This window comes from Paraburkholderia mimosarum LMG 23256 = NBRC 106338 (genome assembly GCF_000739815.1).
GTDB classification, from domain to species: Bacteria; Pseudomonadota; Gammaproteobacteria; order Burkholderiales; family Burkholderiaceae; genus Paraburkholderia; species Paraburkholderia mimosarum.
The window spans coordinates 1-14,346 of record NZ_BBJJ01000069.1 but is presented as its reverse complement, the minus strand read 5'-3'; the positions used below and the strand labels follow the sequence as shown (position 1 = coordinate 14,346).

11 protein-coding genes are annotated in these 14,346 nt (G+C 61.3%); 8 read left to right on the top strand and 3 right to left on the bottom strand.

Annotation, left to right across the window (positions count from 1 at the left end):
* Positions 1 to 84 precede the first annotated feature (84 nt).
* From BMI01S_RS30125 to BMI01S_RS30095, 7 genes are all read left to right on the top strand, one after another.
* Positions 85 to 906: an ATP-binding cassette domain-containing protein gene (locus BMI01S_RS30125; RefSeq protein WP_028232301.1), complete on the top strand. Its 822-nt coding sequence runs from the start codon at positions 85 to 87 to the stop codon at positions 904 to 906.
* On the top strand, positions 903 to 1,943 hold the full coding sequence (locus BMI01S_RS30120; protein ID WP_244145401.1) for an ABC transporter permease: 1,041 nt from the start codon (positions 903 to 905) through the stop codon (positions 1,941 to 1,943). Before BMI01S_RS30125 ends, BMI01S_RS30120 begins: the two co-directional genes overlap by 4 nt.
* Positions 1,944 to 1,971: 28 nt before the next feature.
* Complete coding sequence (locus BMI01S_RS30115) at positions 1,972 to 2,976, top strand: substrate-binding domain-containing protein (protein WP_028214544.1); 1,005 nt, start codon at positions 1,972 to 1,974, stop codon at positions 2,974 to 2,976.
* Positions 2,977 to 3,629: 653 nt separating this feature from the next.
* Positions 3,630 to 4,277, top strand: a complete 648-nt coding sequence (locus BMI01S_RS41175; protein ID WP_154671383.1) for an aldose epimerase family protein — start codon at positions 3,630 to 3,632, stop codon at positions 4,275 to 4,277.
* 66 nt (positions 4,278 to 4,343) lie between these two features.
* On the top strand, positions 4,344 to 5,900 hold the full coding sequence (locus tag BMI01S_RS30105) for a methyl-accepting chemotaxis protein (protein ID WP_028214542.1): 1,557 nt from the start codon (positions 4,344 to 4,346) through the stop codon (positions 5,898 to 5,900).
* Between the two features lie 471 nt (positions 5,901 to 6,371).
* On the top strand, positions 6,372 to 7,241 hold the full coding sequence (locus tag BMI01S_RS30100) for a TauD/TfdA dioxygenase family protein (protein ID WP_028214541.1): 870 nt from the start codon (positions 6,372 to 6,374) through the stop codon (positions 7,239 to 7,241).
* 75 nt (positions 7,242 to 7,316) lie between these two features.
* A complete protein-coding gene (locus BMI01S_RS30095; RefSeq protein ID WP_028232299.1) occupies positions 7,317 to 8,372 on the top strand; it encodes a beta-keto acid cleavage family enzyme in 1,056 nt (351 codons plus the stop codon).
* Here the strand turns inward: BMI01S_RS30095 and BMI01S_RS30090 are convergent.
* From BMI01S_RS30090 to BMI01S_RS30080, 3 genes are all read right to left on the bottom strand, one after another.
* Entirely contained in the window at positions 8,356 to 9,447 is a 1,092-nt protein-coding gene (locus BMI01S_RS30090) for an AraC family transcriptional regulator (protein ID WP_042291609.1), read from the bottom strand. The genes BMI01S_RS30095 and BMI01S_RS30090 overlap by 17 nt on opposite strands.
* Positions 9,448 to 9,633: 186 nt before the next feature.
* Positions 9,634 to 9,942, bottom strand: coding sequence for a hypothetical protein (locus tag BMI01S_RS30085; protein ID WP_028214539.1), 309 nt, complete (start codon positions 9,940 to 9,942; stop codon positions 9,634 to 9,636).
* 100 nt (positions 9,943 to 10,042) lie between these two features.
* A complete protein-coding gene (locus BMI01S_RS30080) occupies positions 10,043 to 12,388 on the bottom strand; it encodes a sensor domain-containing protein (protein ID WP_081723540.1) in 2,346 nt (781 codons plus the stop codon).
* A gap of 673 nt (positions 12,389 to 13,061) precedes the next feature.
* On the opposite strand from BMI01S_RS30080, the gene BMI01S_RS30075 reads away from it, so the two are divergent.
* On the top strand, positions 13,062 to 14,346 hold a 1,285-nt coding region (locus tag BMI01S_RS30075; protein WP_081901415.1), incomplete at its 3' end, for an APC family permease.

Here is a 14,346-nt window from a genome sequence, read left to right as displayed (position 1 = left end):
GATGCGGCGATCGATAAGCAAAGGGGCATTTATGGCTATCGTCGTACACAACATCACCGCGAGTCTTTCGAGCCGGAGCGTAGCGTGACGGCGAGCGACCCCGCGCCCGCTGCGGGCGGCTGGCGGCATATCGTGCGCGCGCAGGGCATCAGTCTTTCCTACGGCAAGATTCGCGCGCTCTCCGGCATCGACCTCGCCATTGGCAGGAACGAAATCGTCGGGCTCATCGGCGATAACGGCGCGGGTAAGTCGACGCTCATCAAGGTGCTGACTGGGGTCGTGCGGCCGAGCACGGGCAAGCTGTTCATCCGGGACGAAGAAGTCGACTGGAGCCGCTTTTCCGTGCGCGAGGCGCACCGATTGCGCTTCGAGACGGTATATCAGGAGAAGTCGCTAGGCGAGAAGCAGCCGCTGTGGCGCAATTTCTTCGTCGGCCGGCAAATCACCAACCGGTTCGGCTTCATCAATGTCGCCGAAGAACGGCGCATTGCCAACGATATTCTGAAGCATCAGCTCGGTTTCCGCGGCGTGGGAATCGACGCAGATTCGTTGATCGCGAAACTTTCCGGTGGCGAGCGTCAGGGCGTCGCGATTGGACGGGCGATGTATTTCGAAAGCGATCTGATCGTGCTCGACGAACCGACCGTTGCGCTTGCCATTAGCGAGGTGCGAAAGGTGCTCGATTTCGTGCGCTCGATAAAAGAATCCGGCCGCGCCTGCATCTATATCGAGCATAACCTTGCCCACGTGCACGAGCTCGCCGATCGACTGGTCGTGCTCGATCGTGGCCGGATCGTCGCGGATATCAAGTCCGGCGAGATGAGCCTCGAGGACCTGACGCGGTTCTTGATTTCGCTGCAGCAGAGCGGACACGGGCCGGCGGCGGTTGCAGGGGCAAAGCCGTGAGTGATCCGCTAAAGGAAAAACGGCTGGCGCGGTTAGTGTTCTTCCGCCTGCCGCGTGTTGCTCGCGTGGAAGGATTGCCGAGCCTGGTCGTATTTGCGTTGGTCGTCGGCCTGTTCATGGCAACCGCGCCACGCGTTTTTCTGGGCTGGCCAATTTACTTTTCATTTCTCACGACCGTGCCGCCGTTGGCCGTGCTGGCGATCGGGCTCACGCTGGTGATCGCGGCAGGGGAGATCGACCTGTCCTTCCCCTCGGTGATGGCCTTCTCGGGGTTTCTCTTCGCCTGGTGCGTGAACACCACAGGGTCTGCCTGGCTAGCCATTGTTGCGGCGTTGGCCGGCGGCGCGCTGGTCGGCGTGGTGAACGGGGTGTTGGTCGCGGTGGTCGGTGTGCCGTCGATCATCGTGACGATCGGCACGCAGTTTCTTTGGGCAGGTGTTGCTTCGATCCTGTCCGGCGGGCTATCCAATGCGCTGCAGCAGCTCGCCAGCGGCTCGGCCTATGCGGTATTTGCGGGCACGTTGTTCGATATGGTCCCGATGCAGTCGCTCTGGGCGCTCGGGCTCGCAGTGTTCATGTGGTTCATCCTCAATCGTCACCGTTTTGGCGAGCATGTGCTGTTCATCGGAGACAACCGCAACGTGGCAAAGGTGCTGGGCATCAATGTGCCGCGCGAGACGGTGAAACTGTTCACGCTGATGGGTGTGCTGGCGGGTTTCGCCACGGTCCTGCTCACACTCGAGAATCTGAATTACTTCTCGACACAGGGGCAGGGCTACCTGCTGCCGGCGCTGGCCGGCGTGTTCATCGGCGGGACCTCGGTGTTCGGCGGCACGGCGACGATCGTCGGTACGTTCTTCGGCACATTCGTGATCGGCATGCTGGAGGCCGGAATCGTAGCCACCGGGATCGCCGGTTTCTGGGTCCAGGCGATCGAGGGCGTGGTGTTCATTGTCGCCGTGATTCTGCATCTGTTGGTCGAGAATCCCGCCAGGCTGCGCGCGTTGCGCGAAAAACTGAGCTTTGGAGGGAGATAAAGCCGTTAAATCAGGAATAGGAGCAGAAATGAACAAGATCATGACGGGATTACTCCTGGGTGCGAGCGTTCTTGCGTTCGGCTTCGCATCGATGGCCGGTGCCACCGAACCCACCACCACCGGGCAGCTCGGCAACGGTATGACGATGTATATGCAGATGGGCGGAAACCCCGGCGACGGCGCGACGCTCCCACGTCAGACCGGGGCTGCGGACGCGGGCCATGCCTTCGGCATCAAGGTGATCGAGCAGTTCTCGGCCTGGAGCCCGGAGACGATGCTTGCGCAATTTCGCCAGGCGATGGCGGCGCATCCCACCTGCATCGGCATCATGGGACATCCGGGGGATCCCGCTTTCGCGCCGCTGATCAAGCAGGCCGTAGACCAGGGCATCATTGTTACCGTTGGCAATACGCCGCTGCCTGAAAACCAGAAGCTCTACGACGCGAAGGGCTTCGGTTACGCCGGCGTCGAACTCTACATAGGCGGCCAGATTACCGCTCAGGCGATGCTGAACGCCGGACTCAAGAAAGGCGACGAGGCGCTCGAATACGGTGTCTTCAACGAGAGCGTGCGCAGCCAGTCCGACCGTGGCCTTGCCGAGACGCTGGAAAAGGCCGGCGTGAAGGTCACCCGGCTCAATATCTCACCTCAGGTGGATGCCGATTCGTCGCTCGCCGTGCCGATCCTCGTCGCCTTCATTCAGGCGCACCCTGATCTGAAGGCGATCGGCACCCAGCACGGCGGCGTGACCGGGTTCGTTCCGCAGGCGCTCCAGCAGGCTGGCAAGAAGCCGGGGCAAATCATCGTGGGTGGCATCGATCTGGCGCCCGCTACGATTGCCGGTTTGCAGAACAAATACCTTACCGCGACGCTCGACCAGCAACTCTATCTGCAGGGCTTTCTGCCGGTCACGCAGTGTGTGCTCTCCGCTGCGTATCACTTCGCAGGACTGACGATCAATACCGGCGCCGGTGTCCAGACCCCCGCGACGATCGACTCGCTCATTCCGTTAATCAAGCGAGGGATCCGCTAACGAAGGGCAATACGTGTCCCGGCGCGGCTGGCCGCGCCGGGACACGGCCAGTAGGTGTTTGTACCAATGCGAAAAGGAATATCGCACAAAGCCAATATTTCATTAGAAGGTTATCGGGCTTCTCCCTAGACTGTGCCGAGCAACTCGCGCGAACGGGGTTCTCTGCGACTACGGTTCGCGCGGTTGTCTCACAGAAAAACTCCGGCAGGTGGCGGCGCCCTGGGAACAGGAACGCTGATTGGCGTAGCGCTACCGGACGGGTGTATGCGATCGATGGCACGGCTATCGTCCGTTGGATCGAGGAGGAGAACGTGCTCAGTTCACGGGAGCGAGCCTTACGCAAACCGGCGTTCGTCAATGCGGGGCTGGCGGGAGCGCCCGAGTGCGACGCCGCCGAAAGGGTGGCTCGGCAAGCGACGCTTTCAAACGCGCACCTGAGACTCGGTGTGGAGGCAGGGGTACACGGCGGGGTTGGGCAACTGGAGTGGAATGACCGTGGGATATGGACGCCCATCCTTCGACAGGCGGATCGGCCGGGCCCTATCACGACTCCCCGTCGACTCTCGTGTCAGCCGTCCATCTGGCTCTCGGACGCCGCGCAGGGCATCCGGCGTTCTGCGGCGCCGTCGGCGTTACGGCCCGTCGCCAGGCGCATGCCGATTTCGGTGACGGATATTGCCGCGACGAACGATTGGCTGATCGACTCGAGCGCAGAAAGATCCCTCCGTTTGATCACGGAGACGACAAAACATTATCGGGCGATTCAGACGTACGAACTCGACGGGCCGACACTGCATATCGCCGTCGATTTAGAGAATATCGGGAGCACGCCGCTACAGTGCGGAATCGAAATCAGGCCGCTCCTCGTGCGAGATCCGGATACACGCATAAGCGCACCGGCGGGCGGGATCTGGATTGCCCGAGGTTCGGGAAATGCTCCCACGCTCGTTCCGGCGCCCTTCGCTTGGCAATTCGGCGTGGCCTACCCTTTGCCCGCGAAGCCGGTTGACCACACATTCACTGGCTGGGGAGGGAAAGCGCTGGTCGAATGGCCTGCGCGGCAATTCTCCCTCGCGATTTTGGGAAACACGGACTGCTATCGTCTTCGTGCATTTCCGGATGAGGATTCTTTTTCCTTCCAGGTGATGAATGATCAATCGGGACACCGCTACGTGAGGGATGACGAAGTGTCCGGGCTAACCGTTCTCGCCGCGGGAGAAACGCTCAGTCGTCGCGTCTGCTTCAAGGTCGAACGTCTCGCTTCTCTGTCGAAAACCACGCGCGGCTCGACGCCCTCATGATGCGGCGTTCCAGATCGATTCTTTCATATCAATAAAAAAAGACATCAGGCTGTCATCGGGGGAAATATGTTCAAGGGGTTCAGCATCAAAAGCGGGCTGACCTGCGTCATTGCGGTGTTTGTCGCCATTCTCGCTGTGACGAGTTCCGCGGGAATGCTGGCGCTGAAGCTGAACAACGACGCGCTGCGAGCAATGTATGAAGACGACACCCGTTCGTTGATTGCGCTGAAGACCAGTGACGCACTGCTTCAGCGTGCCCGCGTCTCGCTAAACAGCTACCTCTCGTTGTATGGCCTGGGCGATCCCGAGCCGGACCTGCTTTCGGGCGCACGGCAGGATCTGAAGGATTCCGAAGCAGAGTTTTCAAAGTATCTGTCACTGCAACAGAGCGTCGATTCAGAAAAGGCGAAGCAACTGGCGGCGCGGCGCCGGGCTGTCCTCGACACGGCAGTCCTGCCGGCCGCTGATGCGCTCGGCAGCATGGATTTCGGCCGTTTCAAGGAGCTTCAAGGGAAGGCAACCCAGGACGCGGTGGCATCTTATCAGCGTGCAATGAAGGAGCGGGAGAACGCGGTCGTCGATGCGCAACGGGAGCGCTTCGAAGAGGCGCAGTCGCGCTTTCACTTGATGGTTGCCATGCTCGCGGGAACGGCGATCGTCGCGCTTGCCGTGGGAATACTCGCGAGGCGGATCCTCGTCGGAATCGTCGTGCACCCTGTGGCTGAAATCAAGGCGCATCTCGCGCGCATTGCTTCAGGCAATCTTCAGGGTGACGTGCTGGCCGGAAGCCGGAACGAAATGGGTATGCTCATGGCTGACGTCAGGACGATGCAGGAGGCGTTGGTGCGAACGGTCCGTAGCGTTCGCAGCGGAACGGAAACCATCAATGTCGGTGCGCAGGAGATTGCATCGGGCAGCGCCGATCTCTCACGGCGAACCGAGCAGCAGGCGGCTTCGCTGGAGCTTGCGGCCGCGAATATGGGGCAGTTGACGCGGGCCGTCAAAAAGAATGCCGAGACAGCCGATACCGTGAGTCGACAGGCGTTGGCCGCGTCCCAGACAGCCTCCGCGGGCGGCGAGGTGGTTCACGAGGTGGTTCGGACGATGCAGGGAATATCGGTGCATTCGAGCAAGGTCGCCGAAATCGTCGGTCTGATCGAAAGCATTGCGTTCCAGACGAACATCCTGGCGCTGAACGCCGCCGTCGAGGCCGCGCGGGCAGGAGAACTCGGGCGCGGATTCGCGGTCGTCGCGAGTGAAGTCAGGAGCCTGGCACAACGAAGTGCCCAGGCGGCCAAGGAGATCAAGCATTTGATCGACGCCACCGTTGGAAAGATCGACGAAGGTTCGTTGCTCGCGCAGCGGGCAGGCTCGATCATGACCGAGGTCGTGTCGTCAGTCTCGGCGGTAAGCGGTTTGATGGCCGAACTGCACCGGGCGACCGAGGAGCAGAGCCGCGACATTGAACAGGTGAGCGGCGCAGTCGTGCAGATGGATACAACGACTCAGCAAAATGCCGCGCTCGTCGAGCAGGCTGCCGCCGCGGCCCAGTCGCTCAAGGAGCAGGCCGCGCTGCTGGACGATGTGGTGTCTGAGTTCAAGATTGCCTCCAGCATGTCCTGATTTCCTGGTCGGCGCGGACGTCGCGGCATCCAGTGCCGGGGGCGACGTGCCGGGCATCGACTAGATGCAGCTAGAAGTGACTTCGCGCCGCGTCAGCGGCCTGTCCTGACCTCAAGCGTCGGACCGCAGCAAGCTGCCGCGCAAGCGGCTTCCCGCCTCGACACTGCTTCGACGCCTCCCCACGCGCGCCGCGGCACACCTCATCGCAGCGGCGGAAGCGATGTTCGTCCCAACCCCCTCCCTTTTCTGACCTGCATCAATGGATTGGGACCAACTGCTCTCGGGTGTCACAAATTAAAAAGTGGCTGTCCCAAACGAGAAAGTCAAGCGGATCGGGAAGTCCTAACCTTATCTCCACGCGAGTCCTGTACGCGCCCAGAACGAACGGAGACAAGGAGTCCACGCATGGCCCTCACTGAGCAGCGGTACCCAACGATTCGCAAGCTGATGATGAACATTTAAGGAGAAGCGATGCGAATCGAACAATTGACCTGTTCCATCGGCGCCGAACTAATCGGCGTCAATCTGGCCGATGCCGTTCACGACAACGGCCTCTTCGCCGCGATCAAGGCGGCTTTGCTGCGACACAAGGTGCTGTTTCTGCGCGATCAGAACATCAGTCGTGCTGAGCATGTCGCCTTCGCACGCCGGTTCGGCGAACTGGAGGATCATCCGGTGGCGCCGTTTCACCCGGACGCCCCAGGCCTCGTGCAGATCTACAAGTCGCCCGAGCAACCCAACGACCGCTACGAGAACGCGTGGCACACCGACGCGACGTGGCGCGACGCGCCACCGATGGGCTGTGTGCTGCGTTGTATCGAGGGTCCGGACGTGGGCGCCGACACGATGTGGGCCAACATGGTGCTTGCTTACGAAAAGCTGCCGGAAGAGGTGAAACGCAAGATCGCCGGGCTGCGTGCTCGCCACAGCATCGAGGCCAGCTTCGGTGCGGCGATGCCGATCGAGAAGCGTCTCGCGCTCAAGGCGCAGTATCCGGACGCCGAGCACCCGGTGGTGCGCGAGCATCCCGAGACTGCCGAGAACATCCTGTTCGTCAATGCGTTCACCACGCACTTCACCAACTTCCATACAGCGGCGAACGTGCGCTATGGACAAGATGCCAACCCCGGTGCGGGCGATCTGCTGCGTTATCTGGTGAGCCAGGCATTCATTCCGGAGTACCAGGTGCGCTGGCGCTGGAAGCCCAACAGCATGGCGATCTGGGATAACCGCTCCACCCAGCATTACGCGGTCATGGACTATCCGCCATGCCATCGCAAGATGGAACGCGCAGGCATCGTCGGTGACCGTCCGTTCGGTCCCGGAGAGCGCGCGGCGTAAGTGGCGCGCGTTGACCGATCATCCCCAAGTCAAACACCGGCCCGCACATCGTCGGGCTCATGCAAGGAGACAGCCGTGAACTTCATGGACGATTCGTGGTTCCCCGAGAATCAACAAAAGCTGTGCATCTGCGCCGCGCCCTATGGGCCGGAGTGGCTTCCCTCGGACTTTCCGGAAGACATTCCGGTGAGCATCAAGGATCAGGTGCAGAAGGCCGTAGACTGCTACAACGCCGGCGCAACCGTGCTGCACGTTCATGTTCGCGAAGAGGACGGGAAGGGCTCCAAGCGCCTGTCGAAGTTCAACGAGCTGCTTGCCGGGCTGCGCGAAGCGGTACCCGACATGATTCTGCAAGTCGGCGGCTCGATCTCGTTCGCGCCCGAGAACGAAGGCGATGCGGCGAAGTGGCTCAGCGACGATACCCGTCACATGCTGGCCGAGCTGCTTCCAAAGCCCGATCAGGTGACCATCGCGATCAATACCAACCAGATGAACGTCTGCGAGAAGATGACGGCCGCTGACGTTGCCGGCACGTCGCTGGGCGAGCCGAAGATGTACGAGGCGTATCGCGAAATGACCATTCCTGCCGGGCCGGCATGGATGGAGGAGCATCTGCGGCGTCTTCAGGCGAAGCGCATCCAGACCGAGTTTCAGCTTGGCGACGTCGCCCAGCTCGAGACCGTCGAGCGCATGATGCGTCGTGGCATCTACCGCGGACCGCTGAAGCTGACCTATGTGATGATCGGCGGCGGCTTCGATGGCGCCAATCCTTATACGCTGATGAACTTCATCCGTCATGTGCCGGACGGCGCGATCCTGACGCTGGAATCGTCGATGCGCCATGTGTTGCCGATCAACATGATGGCGATTGCGATGGGCCTGCATGTGCGTTGCGGCATCGAGGACAACATCTGGACGCAGGACCACACGAGCAAGATGAGCACGGTCGCGCAGATCGAGCAGCTGGTGCGCATTTCGCGCGAATTCGGACGCGAGATCGCCACGGGCAAGGAAGCGCGCAAGATCTATAAGGTCGATGAGTTCTACGACGGCGTCGACGAGACGCTGGCCAAGGTCGGCTTCGCACCCAATCGCAAGCCTGGTCAGCGCGGCTTCACGCTCCACGCCTGACAACATCGCGGGGTTCCCTGGCGCGTGGCGACGCGTCGGGGCCCGTTGGCGTGCTCCCGCGGCGCTTTCGCCACTGAGAGGGGCTGGTATCGAATGTCTTCGCAAACCAGCTGGAAAAAGCGCTGGGCACCGCAAATCCCAGCAGTGTGGCGACCTCCGATAATGCGAGGTCGCTGCCCGCCACGAGCCGGTCGGCCAATTCCATCCGTGTCGATTGTAGCAGCCCGCGGAACGATTCACCTTCGCTCACCAGGTGTCGATGGACTGTCCGGCGATCGACGCCCAGATGATCGGCGAGTTGCTGTGCCGTGCAACGGCCGCTTGCCAGCATGGCGGCAATGAACTGCCGCGCCGTCGCGCTCGAGCTTGGGCGTTGCTGCGCAAGCACCTGATCGAGGTACCGGACAGCGAAGCGGGTCACGTCACGCTTGCCACGCGGCAGGGGCCGGTTCAGATCGGCCGCGCGACATACCATGCCGTCGAATTCCGCGTTGAAAGTAATGGGGATGCCGAAGAATTTGCGGTGGGGCTTGCTGTCTATCGGTGGCCTGTGTGTGAAGCACACCTGCACCGGCTTCCAGACCGAACCGAGTAGTTCGGCGATGATCCGGTAGACGATTCCTACCGTCATTTCGAGCGCCTGCCGGGTATGGGCCGAGCGTGGCAACAGAATGTAAGCCCGAATGGCAACCAGATCGCGCTGATGTTCGATGCGCACCATCAATGAAGCGCTAATCAAACACAGATACCGGCAGACCGTGTCGAGCGCCAGCATGGCCGTCGTTTCTTCTCTTGCCACGAGACCAATGGGACCCAGATTGGACAGATCGCGCAGCGCTGCGAGCCGCAGCCCGAAGTCTTCGACGCCGCTCGCGTCGGCACTGGCCGAGAGCAGTTCGCAGGCAGCCTCGAGGCTGACTGGGGCCTCGGGATCGTCCAGGGCGTGGCGCCCGAGCCCCGCGCGCCGCAACATGGCTTTGGCGTCCAGGCCGACGCTTTGGGCAAGCTCGGAATAGCCGGCCAGGCTTGCGCCGTGGGTGACGGGTATTTGTGCAGTCTTGAGGTCTCCAAACATCCGGGGATCCTACCATCTTGGCGCTGCCGCTTCGACGAGTTTGCGGTGCGTCCGGCGGAGCCTGGCGCCGAAAGCCCTCGGGGTACGGTTCGAATTGGAGACGCGCTGCGCGTCCCCCCGCCGCCGGCGGATGGGCGAGCCCTGTTCGCGGACCGCTTACGAAACTACGAAACGCGCAGTGCGAAGCTAGATGCGGGGTAGGTCGTCGATGGACTTCTCGACATTCCCGTCGGGGACTTCGAGGTCGATTCCATCGACCCCGTTGGGATGGGGTACCGGCTTGAACTTGGGACCCAAAAACCGCATTCCGCCGAGCGTAAAGACGGAATACACCACTGTCCCCGAGGCGATGTCGCTCGTCACGGCCGCGACATCGACGACGGCCGGTTCGGATAGCCAGTCGTGTGTTTGAGGGTCGATCAGCGCCCAGCGCACGTGGGTTACGCGGTCCGTTGAAGGGCTGATCCGTACGCCGTTTATCCCATACGTAGCCATAGCGATCACCTCCGATCCACTTTGCAATGGTAGTCCGAACGGTCCGAGGGTGGAAGTGCCGGATTTCGCCGCGCGAGCCTCGCGTGGCGGCTGGCACGAGCTAGAAAGGGGTGATTTCAGGTTTATGCGAAATCTTAATTGCCACGTTTTCACGCGGCTCGCTACCGTGTACCCACTTGACCAGCATATCCGCCGTCATGGGCCGCGCGAACAGGTAGCCTTGCGCCACTTTGCAGCCTTGAGCGTGCAGCGTACGCCTTTGCGCATCGGACTCCACGCCTTCGGCAATGATGTCCAGAAGCAAGTTCGAGCCTATGCCCATGACAGCCGCCGCCAGCGTCCTTGCACTCTGATTGGTTTCGAGTTCGCTAACGAAGCTCCGATCCAGCTTGAGTTCGTCGACGGGCATCCGGTAGAGATAGCTCAGACTCGAATAGCCCGTGCCAAAGTCATCGATCGACAATCTGACGCCCAGTGCGTGGACTGCGCTCAAGTTGGCGAGGGCACCGGGTACCTTGTCGAGCAAGACACCTTCGGTCACTTCGAGCGTCAGGTCGTTTGGGCAGAGACCATGCTCGGCAAGCAGCTGGGCAATCCGGTCGGGAAACGCGCAGTCGCAAAAGGTGGTCGGAGAGACGTTCACAGAAACGTGCGGAATCCCGAGACCCAGGCAACGCCAGTCGCTCAGTTGTCTGCACGCTTTCCCGAGTACCCATCGATCGAGCGTGGCGATCATGCCGCTTTCTTCCGCGAGAGCGATGAACCGCTCGGGCGATATCGTTCCAAAGTCCGGATGAAACCAGCGCGCCAGTGCTTCCACGCCGTGAATACTTCCGTCCTCGAGTCTCACCTGAGGTTGGTAGTGGAGATCCAGCTGATCATTTCGTAATGCTTGTCGTAGTGCCTGGTCGAGCTTGAGGTTTTCCTCCGCGATCCTGTTCAGTTCGGGGTCGAACAGCGAATATCGATGTCGGCCTGTCGACTTCGCCTGGTACATGGCCCTGTCCGCGCGCAGGAGCAGTGTGTGCACGTCATTGCCATGCTGGGGGAAGAGCGCGATGCCCACACTTGCTGTCGGTGTGACGGACAACGAGCCGATCATGACCGGTTCGTTCAGTTTCGCCATGATCGATTCACATCGCACAGTGGCTTCTTCGGCATCACACGGCGTCAACACGATCACGAACTCGTCACCCGCCAACCGGCCCGCAAGGTCGGTTTCAAGCATGCATCCTGCGATGCGTCGTGCAACCTCGCACAAGAGTGTGTCGCCGGCGGAATGGCCGAACGAATCGTTGACCTGCTTGAAACGATCGAGATCGAGAAACAGCACGGCCAAAGTCTGGCCCTCGCGCGTTGCGCCGGCGAGCGACGATTGCGCGAGCGTGATCAGCGCACTGCGATTCGGCAAGCCGGTGAGGCTGTCGTACCAGGCCAGGCGACGGATATTTTCCTTGCTTGCCTCGCGCTCCAGCGCGAGCGAGCAAAGGTCCAGGCCGACGTTTGCCAGGCGTCGGTGCAGATTGTCGGGGTTGCGTGGCTCACGGTAGTAGAACGCCAGCGTGCCGAGCGGACGTCCGTCGCTCGATCTGATCGTGTGCCACCAGAAGCTTTGGATACCTGAAGATAGCGCCAGCTCCTTTTGCGTGCCCCAAAGCGAATTGGCCGGTTGTTCCGCAAAGTCCACCAGTTGGCCTTCAAGGCCGGACACCTCGGAACCTTCCGTGCCGTGGCCGGGATTCGTCTCGTCGATGGCCTTCACGTAGTGCACGGGCAAGCTCGGCGCAGCGAGCGTACGCAGCTTTTGTTCCTTGTCGATACATCGGATCGATACCATCACTTCGGGTGCGATCCGTTCGACTTCGAGGCAAATGAGCAGCATCACGTTGGCGATGGGCGCTTCGCGAGCCATTGCATGCAGGACTTTGTGCTGAAGCACTTCCTGCATCTTGGTGTGCGTGATGTCCGTCCACACGCCGACCATGCTCGTGCACTCGCCATGGTCGTTTTTGACAGCATTGATGACTGCGGAAACCCAGAGCGGTTTGCCCCAGCGGTCGTAGACGAGGATCTCCACCCGAAAGCTTTCGCGCGCGATCACCCGGTCTCGAACATAGGCCAGCGTCTCTTCATCCGTATACCGTCCGGCGACTATTGCGCTCGGCACGTTGCCCTGCATGTCGTCCTGGGTGTAGCCGAGCATGCGCGTAAAACCATCGTTTACGTAGATCGTCGTGCCGTCGGGATCGGTGACGACGATGGCGGTATCCGTTTCGTTGGCTGCGAGCGTGAGCAGATTGTGCTCGGCCTCGATCGTGCATCGGCTTGCGCGCTGCAAGGATGCGCATGGGCCGTCTCCAGCGACGGCGCAAGGAGCGCCTGGCGGCTGAGTCGTTTTCGCGTCGCCCAGGCCACAGGCAACTGAAGCAGTGGAATGCTGATTCATGACCCAAAGAGGTATTCAGAAAGATTCCGCAGGAGGCCAGTCAGCGGTCAATTGGGCACCGCCTCCGCATCGCATCGCATCGCGGTCGAACCAGAACCGTGATCGGCTCACCGCTTTTAACGGCAACGGACGGATTTTCTGTAGTTCGCAGCAGGTGGCGCTCGCGTTGCCTGGGGCAGGAAAGTGCCAAAGTGGGCGGCTCGGGCCGGGTTCGGCGCGCACATGAATGAAGTACACGCTGAATTTCAGTTGAAATATTGGCGTCTGAATGCACCCTGACTTGTTTGTGTGAGGAAAGTTAACGGTCCTTACGATTACGTTGCGCTTCGCGTTGACTTATCCCGTTGTTTTTTCGGTAGCCGTCCTGGCTCGGATTCCGGCGCGCGCATCCCCTGACCGTGTTTGGCGGCCTCTCGCCTTCAAACGAGCTTGACTGTCTTTTATGCAGAATATGCATAACCTCATGCGGATACAGCATTAGACGATCGCAGTACGCCACTTCATCATCGCGTCTCCGCTGCAACTGCGGTTGCCCCTGCGTCCCTGCAGCAACAGGGCATCACAACAAGGACGGGCGTCCGGCGCCCCCGCGGCCCGCGAAGACGGGCCCGGCGCAGCGCACACGCTTCGCTCCCGCCTGCTGGCGCGCGCCGTCCATATCGTAGGAGACAATGTGAGTCAATCGATACAACGGAACATCGGCCCGTTCGCGCTGATGTTCACCGGCCTCGGGTCGATCATCGGTTCGGGCTGGCTGTTCGGCGCGTGGAAAGCGGCGAAAATCGCAGGTCCGGCGGCCATTTGCGCCTGGATCATCGGCGCCGTGGTCATTCTGGCCATCGCGCTCACCTATGCCGAACTCGGCGCGATGTTCCCGGAGTCGGGCGGCATGGTCCGTTACGCCCGTTATTCGCACGGCGCCCTGGTGGGCTTCATCAGCGCGTGGGCGAACTGGATCGCCATCGTCTCGGTGATTCCCATCGAAGCCGAAGCGTCGATCCAGTACATGAGCACCTGGCCCTATGAGTGGGCGCATGCGCTGTTCGTCGACGGATCGTTGACGCATTCAGGCCTCGGGCTCTCGGCGATCCTCGTGATCATCTACTTCATGCTCAACTACTGGGGTGTGAAGCTGTTCGCGCGGGCCAACAGCGCCATCACGATCTTCAAGTTCATCATCCCGGGCCTGACGATCGCCGGCCTCATGGCGGGCAGCTTCCACCACGAGAACTTCGGCGAGACGACCACGTTCGCGCCGTACGGCTGGTCGGCGGTGTTCACGGCGGTGGCAACGAGCGGCATCGTGTTCGCGTTCAACGGCTTCCAGAGCCCGATCAACCTCGCGGGCGAAGCGCGCAATCCGGCGAAGAGCGTGCCGTTCGCGGTGATCGGCTCGATCCTGTGCGCCCTCGTGATCTACGTGCTGCTGCAGGTCGCCTATATCGGCGCGGTCAACCCCGCTGACGTCGCGAAGGGCTGGAGCACGTTCGACTTCAAGTCGCCGTTCGCGGAACTCGCGATCGCGCTGAACCTGAACTGGCTCGCGATCCTGCTGTACGTCGACGCGTTCGTGAGCCCGAGCGGCACCGGCACGACCTACATGGCGACGACCTCGCGCATGATCTACGCGATGGAGCGCAACAACACGATGCCGAAGATGTTCGGCAATGTGCACCCGTTCTACGGCGTGCCGCGCAACGCGATGTGGTTCAACCTGCTCGTCTCGTTCATCTTCATGTTCTTCTTCCGCGGCTGGAGCTCGCTCGCGGCGGTGATCTCGGTGGCGACGGTGATCTCGTACCTCACGGGCCCGATCAGCCTGATGGCGCTCAAGCGTGCCGCCTCGGACATCGAGCGGCCGCTCTCCGTGCCGTTCATGAACGTGATCGCGCCGTTCGCGTTCGTCTGCGCGTCGATGATCCTGTACTGGGCGAAGTGGCCGCTCACGGGCGAGATCA

Coding starts and splice junctions, on each gene's coding strand:
- BMI01S_RS30115 (WP_028214544.1), top strand. CDS start 1,972: ATGAACAAGATCATGACGGGATTACTCCTGGGTGCGAGCGTTCTTGCG.
- BMI01S_RS41175 (WP_154671383.1), top strand. CDS start 3,630: ATGCCGATTTCGGTGACGGATATTGCCGCGACGAACGATTGGCTGATC.
- BMI01S_RS30105 (WP_028214542.1), top strand. CDS start 4,344: ATGTTCAAGGGGTTCAGCATCAAAAGCGGGCTGACCTGCGTCATTGCG.
- BMI01S_RS30100 (WP_028214541.1), top strand. CDS start 6,372: ATGCGAATCGAACAATTGACCTGTTCCATCGGCGCCGAACTAATCGGC.
- BMI01S_RS30090 (WP_042291609.1), bottom strand. CDS start 9,447: ATGTTTGGAGACCTCAAGACTGCACAAATACCCGTCACCCACGGCGCA.
- BMI01S_RS30085 (WP_028214539.1), bottom strand. CDS start 9,942: ATGGCTACGTATGGGATAAACGGCGTACGGATCAGCCCTTCAACGGAC.
- BMI01S_RS30080 (WP_081723540.1), bottom strand. CDS start 12,388: ATGAATCAGCATTCCACTGCTTCAGTTGCCTGTGGCCTGGGCGACGCG.